Origin of the sequence: Rhizobium sp. 2YAF20, from assembly GCF_052114685.1 — a bacterium.
In the GTDB taxonomy this organism is placed as follows: domain Bacteria; phylum Pseudomonadota; class Alphaproteobacteria; order Rhizobiales; family Rhizobiaceae; genus Rhizobium.
Genome location: NZ_JBFRFF010000001.1, coordinates 455,079 through 468,013, shown reverse-complemented (window position 1 = coordinate 468,013; position 12,935 = coordinate 455,079). Strand labels below are relative to the sequence as shown.

The 12,935-nt window shown below is 59.6% G+C and carries 18 protein-coding genes; 7 read left to right on the top strand and 11 right to left on the bottom strand.

Annotated features, from left to right (window positions below; genetic code table 11):
- Positions 1–309: 309 nt before the first annotated feature.
- Entirely contained in the window at positions 310–1,122 is an 813-nt protein-coding gene (gene xdhC, locus AB4Z52_RS02255) for a xanthine dehydrogenase accessory protein XdhC (RefSeq protein ID WP_442216262.1), read from the top strand.
- On the opposite strand, the gene AB4Z52_RS02250 is transcribed toward xdhC, so the two are convergent.
- Positions 1,098–1,301 (bottom strand): hypothetical protein, encoded by a 204-nt coding sequence (locus AB4Z52_RS02250; RefSeq protein WP_442216261.1) that lies wholly within the window; start codon positions 1,299–1,301, stop codon positions 1,098–1,100. The two genes, xdhC and AB4Z52_RS02250, sit on opposite strands and share 25 nt — an antisense overlap.
- An 81-nt stretch (positions 1,302–1,382) precedes the next feature.
- On the opposite strand from AB4Z52_RS02250, the gene AB4Z52_RS02245 reads away from it, so the two are divergent.
- Positions 1,383–2,300 carry a LysR substrate-binding domain-containing protein gene (locus AB4Z52_RS02245; RefSeq protein WP_442216260.1) on the top strand — a complete coding sequence of 306 codons (918 nt, stop codon included), beginning with the start codon at positions 1,383–1,385 and terminating at the stop codon, positions 2,298–2,300.
- A gap of 10 nt (positions 2,301–2,310) precedes the next feature.
- Here AB4Z52_RS02245 and AB4Z52_RS02240 read toward each other — a convergent pair whose 3' ends face one another.
- On the bottom strand, positions 2,311–2,643 hold the full coding sequence (locus AB4Z52_RS02240) for a hypothetical protein (protein WP_442216259.1): 333 nt from the start codon (positions 2,641–2,643) through the stop codon (positions 2,311–2,313).
- A gap of 240 nt (positions 2,644–2,883) precedes the next feature.
- Between AB4Z52_RS02240 and AB4Z52_RS02235 the strand changes: the two genes are divergently transcribed.
- The 5 genes from AB4Z52_RS02235 to AB4Z52_RS02215 all read left to right on the top strand — a co-directional run bounded on the left by AB4Z52_RS02235 (position 2,884) and on the right by AB4Z52_RS02215 (position 7,324).
- Positions 2,884–4,125, top strand: a complete 1,242-nt coding sequence (locus tag AB4Z52_RS02235; protein ID WP_442216258.1) for a urate hydroxylase PuuD — start codon at positions 2,884–2,886, stop codon at positions 4,123–4,125.
- Positions 4,122–5,444, top strand: a complete 1,323-nt coding sequence (guaD, locus tag AB4Z52_RS02230; protein WP_442216257.1) for a guanine deaminase — start codon at positions 4,122–4,124, stop codon at positions 5,442–5,444. Before AB4Z52_RS02235 ends, guaD begins: the two co-directional genes overlap by 4 nt.
- Before the next feature lie 83 nt (positions 5,445–5,527).
- Positions 5,528–6,667, top strand: a complete 1,140-nt coding sequence (locus AB4Z52_RS02225) for an alpha-hydroxy acid oxidase (RefSeq protein ID WP_442216256.1) — start codon at positions 5,528–5,530, stop codon at positions 6,665–6,667.
- Between the two features lie 63 nt (positions 6,668–6,730).
- Positions 6,731–6,907, top strand: coding sequence for a type II toxin-antitoxin system HicA family toxin (locus tag AB4Z52_RS02220; protein ID WP_442216639.1), 177 nt, complete (start codon positions 6,731–6,733; stop codon positions 6,905–6,907).
- A 12-nt stretch (positions 6,908–6,919) separates the two neighbouring features.
- The gene (locus AB4Z52_RS02215; protein ID WP_442216255.1) at positions 6,920–7,324 is read left to right on the top strand and encodes a type II toxin-antitoxin system HicB family antitoxin; all 405 of its coding nucleotides are present in this window, start codon (positions 6,920–6,922) and stop codon (positions 7,322–7,324) included.
- Between the two features lie 7 nt (positions 7,325–7,331).
- On the opposite strand, the gene AB4Z52_RS02210 is transcribed toward AB4Z52_RS02215, so the two are convergent.
- The 9 genes from AB4Z52_RS02210 to AB4Z52_RS02170 form a co-directional block, all read right to left on the bottom strand.
- Complete coding sequence (locus AB4Z52_RS02210) at positions 7,332–8,072, bottom strand: metallophosphoesterase family protein (protein ID WP_442216254.1); 741 nt, start codon at positions 8,070–8,072, stop codon at positions 7,332–7,334.
- Between the two features lie 4 nt (positions 8,073–8,076).
- A complete protein-coding gene (uraH, locus tag AB4Z52_RS02205) occupies positions 8,077–8,433 on the bottom strand; it encodes a hydroxyisourate hydrolase (protein ID WP_442216253.1) in 357 nt (118 codons plus the stop codon).
- A complete protein-coding gene (locus AB4Z52_RS02200; RefSeq protein WP_442216252.1) occupies positions 8,430–8,930 on the bottom strand; it encodes an ureidoglycolate lyase in 501 nt (166 codons plus the stop codon). The genes uraH and AB4Z52_RS02200 overlap by 4 nt, the downstream gene beginning before the upstream one ends.
- Before the next feature lie 6 nt (positions 8,931–8,936).
- Positions 8,937–9,299 (bottom strand): HepT-like ribonuclease domain-containing protein, encoded by a 363-nt coding sequence (locus AB4Z52_RS02195; RefSeq protein WP_442216251.1) that lies wholly within the window; start codon positions 9,297–9,299, stop codon positions 8,937–8,939.
- Positions 9,296–9,589: a nucleotidyltransferase family protein gene (locus AB4Z52_RS02190; RefSeq protein ID WP_442216250.1), complete on the bottom strand. Its 294-nt coding sequence runs from the start codon at positions 9,587–9,589 to the stop codon at positions 9,296–9,298. The genes AB4Z52_RS02195 and AB4Z52_RS02190 overlap by 4 nt, the downstream gene beginning before the upstream one ends.
- Positions 9,590–9,621: 32 nt before the next feature.
- Entirely contained in the window at positions 9,622–10,641 is a 1,020-nt protein-coding gene (alc, locus tag AB4Z52_RS02185) for an allantoicase (RefSeq protein WP_442216249.1), read from the bottom strand.
- Positions 10,642–11,139 carry a 2-oxo-4-hydroxy-4-carboxy-5-ureidoimidazoline decarboxylase gene (gene uraD, locus AB4Z52_RS02180; protein WP_442216248.1) on the bottom strand — a complete coding sequence of 166 codons (498 nt, stop codon included), beginning with the start codon at positions 11,137–11,139 and terminating at the stop codon, positions 10,642–10,644. It lies immediately after the preceding gene.
- Between the two features lies 1 nt (position 11,140).
- A complete protein-coding gene (puuE, locus tag AB4Z52_RS02175) occupies positions 11,141–12,064 on the bottom strand; it encodes an allantoinase PuuE (RefSeq protein ID WP_442216247.1) in 924 nt (307 codons plus the stop codon).
- A 75-nt stretch (positions 12,065–12,139) separates the two neighbouring features.
- Positions 12,140–12,847, bottom strand: a complete 708-nt coding sequence (locus AB4Z52_RS02170; RefSeq protein WP_442216246.1) for a DUF1045 domain-containing protein — start codon at positions 12,845–12,847, stop codon at positions 12,140–12,142.
- Positions 12,848–12,935 lie beyond the last annotated feature (88 nt).

The window sequence follows — 12,935 nt, the reverse complement described above, 5'->3', positions numbered from 1 at the left end:
TCCCTCACGGCTAGGGCAATCACATACGGTGGGCGGATTGGCGGCTGGACGCTCCGGCCTTTATGGTGAGGAGGCCCGAAGGGCCGTCTCGAACCACGAGGGTTGGCCAAGATGCCCGTTGTCTGCACAGAGCAGCATTCACCGGGGCAAGCGCCCTCGCCCTTGGAGGCAATTCTTCGAATTGCACCTCAATATGCGGGCTCAACAGCCGAGCATCAACTTCCCTCACTCTTCCTATATTGGTGCTTTCCGACGGAGATCGGCTCATTGGAGCGCCGCCCGCGCCTGCGTATATCCGGGGCCACATCCATGACCCCTTCCCTCGACGCCTTCCTCAACCAAAATCTGCAAACCATCCTGATCGAGATCATCGGCACGCAGGGCTCGACCCCGCGGGAAACCGGAACCTTCATGCTTGTCACAGAGAAGGAGATCTGGGGTACTATCGGCGGTGGCCAGCTGGAGTTCATGGCGATCGGCAATGCCCGCAAGATGCATGCAGGCGGCGGCGTCGAGTTCATGGACATCCCGCTTGGCCCAGAGATCGGCCAGTGCTGCGGCGGGCGAACGCAGCTGCGGTGCCGGCCGGCAACTGCGGAAACCATTGCGGAGCTCAAGCGGCGGATGGAGGACGAAACGCGCGACTGGTCGGAAGTCTATCTGTTCGGCGCCGGCCATGTCGGCCGGGCTCTGGCCACCGCGCTGAAGCCGCTGCCCCTCGTCACCACAGTCGTCGAAACGCGACGGGAAGAGCTGAACGAGCTGCCCGTCGACACGAGAACGATGCTGATGGCCATGCCCGAGGCGCTTATTGCGGACATTCCGGCAGGCGCTGTCGTCCTCATTCTCACCCACGACCACGCGCTCGATTTCCTGATCGCCAAGGAGGCGCTTGCCCGCAGCGACCTTGCCTATGTTGGCATGATCGGCTCGGCGACCAAACGAGCGACGTTTGCCAGTTGGCTCGCCCGTGAAGGCGGCGAAAAGGCCTGGCTCGAGCATCTGACGCTGCCCATCGGCGGCGGCACCGTCAGGGACAAGCATCCCGAGGTCATCGCCGCCATGACGGCTGCCGACATCTTGACCGCGCTCGCAAACTACCGCGCCCGCTCGTCTTCGTAGCGCGGCTCGCGCCCGTCGAGAAATCCAAGATCGCGCTTCACCCTGTCCGGCATCCCATCGAGATCCAGTTTTGCAGCAGGCGCGACGCGTCTGGCAAGGAATACGAACAGCCCTTTCAAGATCGACGGATAGGCCTTCGACTTTAGTGCAGAGGGCTGCTCGGCAGCAGACATATCCATGACATCACCCGTGGCTGTTTGATCTTGTGGATTGCAGTTTCGCTCTGAAAGTGCTGAAATTCCAATCGAACAACCGTCTGCATGCATCAAGAGAGCTTATCCGTGAAGCTGTCGAAACAATTTCCGTTGAATGCCCTTCGCGTCTTCGACGCGGTCGCCAGGCATGGCAGTTTCACGAGAGCCGGCACCGAATTGGGCATGACCCAGACCGCCGTCAGCTACCAGATCAAGCTGCTGGAGGAGAATATCGGCGAACCTCTCTTTTTGCGCCGGCCGCGGCAGATCACGCTGACGGACGCCGGGGAGAAGCTGGCTCCGAAGGTCGCAGAAGCCTTCGAGATGCTAAACGAGGCCGTCGCGTCGGCAAGGCAGGCCACAGAGGAAATATTGACGATCCATTCGACCGGGACGTTCGCGCAGCAATGGCTGTCACGTCATCTCGGTTCGTTTCAATTGAAACATCCAAACATTGCCGTCAGGCTGAAAACCGCCGGAATAATCGTCGATTTCCACCGCGAGCCGGCGGATCTTGCAGTGCGCTGGGGTAAGGGCGATTGGCCGGGGCTCTTTTCTCAAAAGATCATGGAGTTGGATTTTTCACCTATGCTCAGCCCCAGGCTCGCTAAAAAGGCGGGCGGCATTCGCGAGCCGGCGGACCTGCTTAAGCTGCCGATCATCAGCGCGGGCGACCATTGGTGGCCGATATGGTTCAGTGCCGCCGGCATCGAAGACCCAGGTCTCGCAAAATTCCCGCGAAACGAACTGGAACTCCAGGTCATGGATGCAAACATCGCAATTGCCGGAGACGGCGTGGCGATCCTCAATCCCGGACATTTCAAGGAAGACGTCGCAGCAGGACGGCTCTACCAGCCCTTCGACATCATGTGCAACGACGGCCGCGACTACTGGCTCGTCTATCCGGAAAATCGGAAGAACGTCCCAAAGATCAAGGCCTTTCGAACATGGATCGTCGCCGAGATGCAAGCCGAGAATATCTGATTTCCGTCGCTTAGAAATCCATGTCCGGCGCATAGAAGCAGCGCGGCGTATCCTCATTTGGAAACAGGCAGAGATGGAAGGCACCGTCCGGCGAGCGCATCGTCTTTCGCTGCGGCATCATGAAGACATGGTTGCGGGTGATCTCCCGGTGATCGCCGGGCTCGAGCGTGATCAGGAAGCCGCCCTCGACCACCTTGACCGTCCGCGAAGGGATCATCTGACAATCGCCGGTCATGCCATCCCCGTTGCAGCAATAGGGATCGTATCTCCAACCGGTCGGTGCGTCATGCGCCTGAACGCCAAATGCAACGGCAATGACGGCAAGTATCAGAAGACTGCGCATCGGCAATTCTCCGCTGTTTGTGCCCTCACGGCGGAATTTCGTACAATTCCGACGCGCGCCGAGTGTAACCCAGTCGCCGGATTTCGCCTATCGCGCAGGAGTTGACCAAGTGAGCAGTGCGGCGCGGCGACGTAATCGCGCAGTTCCCCAGGGAAACGCCGCTTCGACCCAACTCTCCCCTTCCCTAGAAGACCAACATTTTGCAATGTCGCGAAGCGGAGGCAAAAAAAGGGGACGTGAATGTATGAATACGCCATAGCGTGGGAATGGCTGGCCTTTGCGGCCCGGTGGTTTCACGTCATCACCGCGATCGCCTGGATCGGCTCCTCCTTCTATTTCATCGCGCTCGATCTCGGCCTGGTGAAGCGTCCGCATCTTCCACCGGGAGCCTATGGCGAGGAATGGCAGGTTCACGGCGGCGGCTTCTACCACATCCAGAAATATCTGGTGGCGCCCGCTGCCATGCCGGAACACCTGACCTGGTTCAAATATGAGAGCTATTTCACCTGGCTCTCCGGCTTCCTGATGCTCTGCATCGTTTACTACGGCGGCGCAAACCTCTTCCTCATCGATCGGCATGTGCTCGATGTCGGCGTCCCGGTCGCCATCCTCATCTCGCTGGCCTCCCTTGCCATCGGCTGGATCGTCTACGACCTCTTGTGCAAATCGCCTCTCGGCAACAATACCTGGGGCTTGATGGCGGCGCTCTACGTCGTCCTCGTCTTCATGGCCTGGGGTTACACCCATCTCTTCACCGGCCGCGCCGCATTCCTGCATCTCGGCGCCTTCACCGCGACGATCATGTCGGCCAACGTCTTCTTCATCATCATGCCGAACCAGCGGATCGTCGTTGCCGACCTGATCGCCGGGCGCATGCCGGACGCGAAATACGGTGCCATCGCCAAGCAGCGCTCTCTGCACAACAACTACCTGACGCTGCCCGTCATTTTCTTCATGCTGTCGAACCACTATCCCTTGGCGTTCGGCACTGCCTTCAACTGGGTGATCGCCGCGCTCGTCATCCTGATGGGTGTCACCATCCGCCACTGGTTCAACACCATCCACGCCCGCAAGGGCCGCCCTACCTGGACCTGGATCGCCACCTTAATCCTCTTCATCCTGATCATGTGGCTATCGACAGTTCCGAAGGTACTGACCGGCGAAAGGGATGCGGAAGCTGTCGCTCCGGCCTTCCAGCAGTTTGCGTCAGACGCGCATTTTCCAGCCGTCAAGCAGGTGATTTCGACGCGCTGTTCGATGTGCCATGCAGCCGAGCCCGCCTACGAGGGTATCGCCCGACCGCCAAAGGAAGTGATGTTTGAAAACGACGCCGAAATCGCTATGCATGCGCGGGAGATCTATATTCAGGCCGGCCGCAGCCATGCGATGCCTCCTGGCAACATCACCGAGGTGACGCCACAGGAGCGCAAATTGCTGGTCGCCTGGTTCGAAAGCTCCGTCAATCAAGGCAAGCAACAATGACCATCACACTCCTGCGCGGCCGCCTGCTGTCCTTCAAGCGTGCCCCGCAAAGCGCCGCCGATGAAGACAGCTATTTCTATGAGAGCGACGGCGGTCTGCTGATCGAGGATGGCCGCATCGTTGCACGCGGCTCCTATTGGCAGATCAAGGCCGCAACACCCGCACAGGCCGTCGAAATCGATCACCGCCCGCATCTGATCATGCCCGGTTTCATCGACACGCATCTTCATTTCCCGCAGATGCAGGTGATCGCCTCCTACGCCGCCAACCTACTGGAATGGCTGAACACCTACACCTTTCCGGAAGAGTGCCGCTTCGTCGAGACCGCCCATGCCGAGCGCATCGCCGTCCATTTCTACGACGAGCTGATCCGCCACGGCACGACGACTGCCGTTGCCTATTGCTCCGTCCACAAGACTTCCGCCGATGCTTTTTTTGCAGAGGCGATGCGGCGCCACATGTGCATGGTTGGCGGCAAGGTGATGATGGACCGTCACGCGCCGCAGGGCCTGCTGGACACCCCACAGATGGGCTACGACGAGACCCGGCAGGTGATCGCAGACTGGCACGGCAAGGGCCGAAATCATGTCGCCATCACCCCCCGCTTCGCCATAACCTCGACGCCCGAGCAGATGGAGGCAACCGCAGCGCTCGTCCGCGAATTTCCGGATCTGCACATCCAGACGCATCTCTCCGAAAACCACGACGAGATCAAATTCACCTCGGAACTCTATCCGGGCGCCATCGACTATACCGACATCTACGCCCATTACGGCCTGCTCGGGAAAAAGAGCCTGTTCGGCCACTGCATTCACCTGTCCGGCCGCGAGGCGGACGCAATGAGCGATGCGGGCGCGGTAGCAGTCCATTGCCCGACCTCGAACCTGTTTCTCGGTTCCGGTCTGTTTCCGCTGAAGGCGCTGTCCCGCCGCGATAAGCCGGTGCGCATCGGCGTCGCCACCGACATCGGCGGCGGCTCCAGCTATTCCATGCTGCGCACCATGGACGAGGCCTACAAGATCCAGCAGCTGCTCGGCGAACGCCTCAACCCACTGGAGAGCTACTACCTGATGACGCTCGGCAATGCCGAAGCCCTCTTGCTCTCCGACCGGATCGGCACGCTGGAACCCGGCACCGATGCCGACCTCGTTGTGCTCCACGCCGGAGCAACGCCTGCCATGGCGCTGAAGATGGAGGTGGTCAAGACGCTTTCCGAAGAACTTTTCCTGCTGCAGACCATGGGCGACGACCGGGCAATCAGCGAGACCTATGTGGCGGGGGTGGCTCTCAAATCTGCACTCTCACACGCCCTGAAGTAGCTTCCGGAAGATAGAATTTCTCCCATTCGCCTCAAATCCATGTTATGGGCGAGTAAATCATTCACGTGTGAAGGCATTCATCAATGGCCACGCCGCTCACCATCGCAGACCTGAAAACACTAGCAAAGCGTCGCGTGCCGAAGATGTTCTTCGATTATGCCGATTCCGGCGCCTGGACCGAGTCCACCTACGACGCCAACGAGGCCGATTTCAAGAAGATCAAGCTACGCCAGCGCGTGCTCGTCGACATGACCAACCGCAGCCTGGAAACGACGATGGTCGGCCAGAAGGTCTCGATGCCCGTGGCTCTGGCGCCGACCGGCCTGACCGGCATGCAGCACGCCGATGGCGAGATGCTGGCAGCCCGCGCCGCGGAGGAATTCGGCGTCCCCTTCACGCTGTCGACAATGAGCATCTGCTCAATCGAAGACATCGCCGCAGTCACCAGCAAGCCGTTCTGGTTCCAGCTTTACGTGATGAAGGACAAGGACTTCGTCATGAACCTGATCAACCGTGCCAAGGCGGCCAATTGCTCGGCTCTGGTTCTGACCGCCGACCTTCAGATCCTCGGCCAGCGCCACAAGGACCTGCGCAACGGCCTTTCCGCGCCGCCGAAATTCACACCGAAGCACATCTGGCAGATGGCGACCTGCCCCGTCTGGTGCATGGGGATGTTGAAGACCAAGCGGCGCTCGTTCGGCAATATCGTCGGCCACGCCAAGAACGTCTCGGACCTCTCCTCGCTCGCTTCCTGGACCGCGGAACAGTTCGACCCCCGTCTGTCCTGGGATGACGTCGCCTGGATCAAGGAGCGCTGGGGCGGCAAGCTGATCATCAAGGGCATCCTCGACGTAGAAGACGCCAGGTCAGCAGCACAGACTGGAGCTGACGCCATCATCGTCTCCAACCACGGCGGGCGGCAGCTCGATGGCGCGCCCTCCTCTATCTCGATGCTGCCAAGGATTGTCGACGCGGTCGGCGACAAGATCGAGGTACACATGGACGGCGGCATCCGCTCCGGACAGGACGTATTGAAGGCCGTGGCGCTAGGCGCCAAAGGAACCTTCATTGGCCGCCCCTTCCTCTATGGCCTCGGCGCGATGGGCAAGGAAGGCGTCAGCCTGGCCCTTAGCATCATCCGCAAGGAGCTGGATATCACCATGGCGCTCTGCGGAAAACGTGACATCAACAGCGTGGATCGGAGTATTATCGCGGATGTGTAGGGCGTTGTGGCTTCTCGCCAACTCTTGCTTGTCAATACACACTCATGTGTATTATCATTGAAGATGAGGAGCGCCGATGTCATATCTACGCTGAAGCAAAATGGTTGGTATCAGGTCGGCCAGAAGGGAAGTCACGTCCAGTTGAAGAACCCCGACAAAACTGGACATGTGACTGTAGCCCATCACAAGCGCGACATTGCTTTCGGCACGATAAGCGGCACCGAAAGCAATCAGGGCTGAGGCTGGACTGAAATGCGCAATTATATCGGGTTGATCCACAAAGACGAAGATAGCGACTACGGCGTATCTTTCCCCGATTTCCCGGGGGCAATCACTGCAGGTTTGACGTTGGACGAAGCTCGCGAGATGGCGGAGGAAGCACTCGCGTTTCATGTCCAAGGTCTCATCGAAGACGGCGAAGCGCTCCCGCAGGCCTCAACGCTTGAAAGCGTCATGGCGGATCCCGCAAATCGGGACGGTGTGGCGATTCTCGTCAGCTTGAGGAGCCCGGCCCCGAAGGCCGTGCGCATCAATGTCACCCTTCCAGACGATGTTCTTTCCCGCATAGACGCCTACGCCGCGGAAAACGGACTATCCCGCTCCGGCTTCCTTGCCCGCGCTGCCCGCCACGAAATCGAGCGGGAAAACGCCGCCTGACCGGGGCCTACCGCAGCCAGCCGGTTGAAAGGCCGCTTGCCCATTCCTGCCGGCCGTTGCGCGCGGCAATATCTGCCATTGCCTGGAAATCATAGGCAACGTTGCGAAACGACGGCAGCCAGTGACCGGCTGACTTTTCAATGATCGCGTAAGAGGCAAACGGGTGCCCTGCCTCCATTTTGTGAAAATACGGAAGATCGTCGTCATAGGCCGGAGCGCCGACGCTACCGGGATTGACGACAAGGCGTCCGTCGCGCAGCCTGACCATACGCGCAACGTGGCTATGCCCGCACAGGATCAGGCGCTGATCGACACCTGCGGCAAACGCCTCGATTTCCTCGATCAACTTCAGATGCACCAAACCATCCCGAGAGACGGTTTCAAGCCAATAGGCGTTGTCATTTGTCGGAGTCGCGTGGCAGAGGTAGATCTCTTGCCTGTAGACCGCGCTGAAGGGAAGACCGCGGATCCAGTCGAGATGAGCTGGAGACAGTTGCGCGTGGGCGAAGGCGTCCGAAATGTGAAGCTTCACCGGCTCTATTTCGATCAGATAGCGATCATGATTGCCGCGAACTGTGACGGCATCGAGCCCCATCAGCAGGTCTGCCGTCTTCCCGGCTTCGAGCGGGCCGCTGAAGCAATCTCCGAGATTGACGATGTCCTCGATCCCCTGAGCGCGGATATCGGCAAGGACGGCCTCAAGCGCAAGGTGATTGCCATGGATATCAGCGATAGCGGCAAAACGCATGACTTCAGCTCCCGCGATAGGTCGAATAGCCATAGGGCGAAATCAGCAGCGGCACATGATAATGCGCCGTGACATCGGAAATGCCGAAGCGGATCGGCACGAGATCGAGAAACGCAGGATCGGTCAGAGGAGCACCGGTGCCCCTGAGATAGTCGCCGGCATAGAAAATTAGTTCGTAAGTGCCGATCCGGAAGCTCTCATCGACGAGGATCGGCCCGCCATCGACGCGGCCGTCGGCGTTGGTCGTGAGCGTCTTCAGATGCACGCGGGCGTCACCCTCAAGCCGATAGAGATCGATCTTCAAGCCTTCAGCCGGCTTGCCGATGGCGGTGTCGAGCACGTGCGTGGTGAGTCCGGTCATGACGTCGGCTTTCCGATGATATAGGGCTGGTCGAAATAGAACTCTTCAAGATTGTTGCCCGGCCCGTCGCGATCGACAACCAGAAAATCGCTGGGCGTGCCGAGCGACATCAGCGGATGATGCCAGACGTTGCGACGATAGTTCACTCCCTGATCGCCACGCGCTAGAAACACTTTCGGCCTGCCCGGCCTGCCGTCCTCATCCGCGGACACGACGACGAGAAACGGCGTTCCCAACAGCGGCGAAAAGCTCTGACTCCCCAGCGGATGCCGTTCCATCATGTTGATTTCATAGGGGAAAGCACGAGGCTGGCCACGAAACAGATTGATGATGACGCGCGCGCCATCGCCGAGCGCCTCAGTTGCCGCCAGGGCATGAAAACGCTCCGTCGTACCGCCATTGATGAAGCGCATCGACGCCGGATCGGCCTCGATGACATCGCCGAAAGGCGCGAAGACGGATTTTGTAAGGGGATGGATTTGAAGGCTGTGGGTCAAGGAATGCTACTCGCCTTCCGCCTGCCAATGACGGATGACATAGAGCTTCTCCAGGAGATCAGGAACAGCCTGTTTCGCGGTATCCCAAACAATGCCTAGATCAATGGCGAAATATCCATGAGCGATGCGATTTCGCATGCCGCGTATTTCGCGCCAGGGCAAATCGGAGTGCTCCTCGACAAATTCGGGATAGGCCTCCATAACCCGCGTTGCCACTTCCTCAACCATAAGGAGGTTCATGCCGACTGCGCGTTGTTTGACGACGTCCTTTAGGAATGCGTCCTTGTCCATTCCCTCGACAAATTGAGAGACTTCAGCGGCCGCTTGGTACATTCGATCGAGATAGCCCTTCAGGCTTTCGGGACTCATACGGGCTTTGCTTCAGCAAGGACACGTGTCCACACTTTTTCGGGAAAATCACCAGGAGTTACAAGATGAACAGGCGTGCCGCGAAGCAATTGCTCCAACTCCTCTAGCAATCCGCCGAGACTGAGGAGCGTCGACCCAGGCAGCGCATCGACAAGAATATCCAGATCGCTATCAGGTCGATCCTCACCCCGGGCGACAGATCCGAAGACGCACGGATTAGCCGCGTTGAAGCGTCCTGTCGCTTCGCAGATTGCCTGCCTGTTTTTGTCCAACGCTTCCGAGGATCTCATTGCCACGTCGCTCCTTGCGCCATGAAACTAGCTCAAGCCTTGTTTCCAAACAACCTCAGCCGCATGACGCCGCCGTCGGGGTGCATGGCAAAGCGGATATGCGTGACCGGACCGATATCGGCGAGCTCTGCGCTGCCATATTCGTGGATGTGGTCCATCTGCAGCTTCTGGCGAAAAAGCAGCGGCTTCCAGCTTTCGGATGCCGCGATTTCCGCCTCGCTGAAGCTGTCGCTATGGCCGGGCAGGTTCGCCGCGAGAATCTCGCAGGTGTCGGGGAAATTACCCTTGTAGAATGCGGTGTCGACGATGGCGCGCTTGATGATGCCGGGATGGCCGAGGCGGAAGATCGCCCAGTCGTGCCCGGGGCCGCGTCGGCGCTTGGTTTCCCAGCCGTCGCCCATGTTGAGGCCGCGGCCCGGCCCCAGCATCTTGTCGGGATGGCCGTAATGGGCGTCGGACCAGGCAAGCGACTTGGCGCCGTTGAAGATATAGGCAAGATCGATCTCGTCGGACGCCCCCACCTTCGACCAGTCGAAATAGGCAGCGCCATAGACCCTAAGGCGCGCAATGCCGCCGTCGGGATAGATGTGCAGGCGCAGATGCGTCCAGACCTTGTCCGATGCAGCCAGTTCGAAGAAATGGTGTTCGCTCGGCCCCAGCGCCGATTTTGCCAGAAGATCGCTCCATTGCGTTTCGTCAGTCGGATCACCATCCGCGACGAAGGCGGCCTCGATCGAGCAATGGGGCGGATAGTTGCCGGTGAAATAGCTGGTGTCGACGTCGAAGCCGAAGATGCGGCCGGGCATGGCGAGGCGGATGACGGACCAGTCGTGCCCCGGAACGCGCTTTCGCCGGCTTTCCCAGCCGTCCATGTACTTGCCATTGTCGTCATAGAGATCCGGATCGAAGCTCGCCGGTACGTCCTGCAGCATGCGGTCGAGCGGCGCGAAGAAATCGTCGGTCACGAAGACGCCCTTGGCGCCAAGGCGGGCCGACGCAAGGTTGATAGCGCCAACTGCGAAAGACGGCAGGGGCGAGGTATTGTCAGTCATTCAAGTCTCCGGAAGCATGGATTGCAGGCGCAGCAGGGCAATTTTCTCCACCTGCGCCATTGCGGTCGAAAATTCGGCGTCGCGGTCATTGTTGATCCGCGTTTCGAAGGCCTCGAGGATGTCATCCGTTGAAAGCCCCTTGACGGCAATGATGAAGGGAAATCCGAACTTGGCGACATAGGCCTTGTTGAGTTCAGTGAAGCGGGCGTGTTCCTGCGTGCTCAGACGATCAAGCCCGGCGCCGGCCTGCTCCAGCTTGCTGTCGGCGGTGAGCTTGCCAGCAATCGCGAGCTTGCCCGCAAGGTCCGGATGCGCCCGGAGCACTGCCAGCCGCTCGGCAGGGCTCGCGGCACGAAACATCGAGACCAGCGCGCCATGAATGCCTGTCGCCGTCAGCGGCTCGGGAATGATGCCGGCGTCGACTGCCCGCTCCGCCAGATAGGGTGAATGTTCGATGACGCCGCCAAAGCGCGTCACGAAATCGTATCGCGTGATCATCTCACAATACGTCCGGCTGATGGTGCTGGTGCCAATGCTGCGCGATTTCGATGCGCCTGGGTATCCAGACCTTGTCGTGTTTCTGCACATACTCGATAAAGCGCCTGAGCGCCGCGATCCGACCCGGACGACCAACAAGCCGGCAATGCAGTCCGACGGACATCATCTTCGGGCTTCCTTCCTTGCCTTCCTCATAGAGCGTGTCGAAGGCATCCTTCAGATAGGCAAAGAACTGGTCGCCGGAATTGAACCCCTGGGGCGTCGCGAAACGCATGTCGTTGGTATCAAGCGTATAAGGGATGATCAGGAAGGGCTTGTCGTCGACGCCCTTGACCCAATAGGGCAGATCATCGGCGTAGCTGTCGGACGAATAAAGGAAGCCTCCCTCCTCCATCACCAGGCGTAGCGTGTTGTCGGATGGCTTGCCCTGGTACATGCCAAAGGGCCGCTCGCCGGTCAGCTCGGTGTGGAGACGGACCGCTTCGAGGATGTGCTTGCGCTCGAGATCCTCAGGAAAATCCTTGTATTCCAGCCAGCGGTAACCGTGGCTGGCGATCTCCCAGCCCGCGTCTTTCATCGCGGCGACGGCTTCGGGATTGCGGGCCATTGCCAGAGTTACGCCATAGACGGTTGCCTGAACCTGCAGTCCGGTGAACAATCGATACAGCCGCCAGAAGCCGGCGCGAGAACCGTATTCATAGATCGATTCCATGTTGAGATTGCGCTGGTTCGGCCAGGGCTGCGCTCCGACGATTTCCGACAAAAGGTTTTCCGACGCCGGGTCGCCATCGAGGATGGAGCTTTCGCCGCCTTCCTCGTAATTGACGACGAACTGCACGGCAACGCGTGCATCGCCCGGCCATTTCGGGTCGGGACTGTTGCGGCCGTAGCCGACCAGATTGCGGGGATACGTATCGGACACCATGAAACCACCTTCTCGAATACGCAGAGACGGTAAGCATCGAGGGCTCTATTGTCGAGACGGAAAGTGCGCGAAGGCTCAGGCGATCTTGCGCGCGCTGACCTTGCCCATAGGATGAAGTGAATGGACGCGGAACGGGCCGCCATTGCCCTCTTCCATCATCAACGCGATGTTTGTCACCGCCACCGGCTCGCCAAGCACGGGTCCGAAGAAATCGTGCAACACCTGCTCCATCCGCGATATGTCAGCCGTTCCGACCGGCCCGGTCAGAAGCATCTGGAAACGAAACTCGTCCATCACATGGGCGCAACCCCAGCGATGCAGATTGGTAAATTGCGGAGCGGAAAGACCGTCCGGATCGCAGCGCTCAATCTCGGCTTCCGAAAGCGGCGCGCGAAAATGATCAAACTGCTGAACCAGCGCCGCAGCCAGGTAATTCAGCGACTGTGATGGGTGCGACGGCACCAGCCCAAAGACGTTGCCAAGCCTTGCGATCTCGAGCGGCGGCAGTTCGAATGGCGTAAAGGTGCCGGAATAGCGCATCAGGTCGCGAAGCAGGGCGGGCTCCGATGTCGGATCGGCAAGCCGGAACGGTGCCTTCAACACGGCGTGGAAACCATAGCGACGCGGCAGCGCCGTATGGAAGGCGACCTCGTGGATACCAAGCCCATGGATACGCGGCGGCTCGACCATCTCGCCGGAATAGACATTCCGCCCAAGCCAGTTCGCGGCAACGAGTGTCAACGGATCGCTCGGAGTAGGCGTAAAGCAGATGGCATATCGCATGTGACCTCCTCCGTGCGCGGCGCGGGTAATCCCTTCGGGTACCGTTCGGCAAGGGGATAGGTGATTTGCGTTACAGTTTCACGAAGCC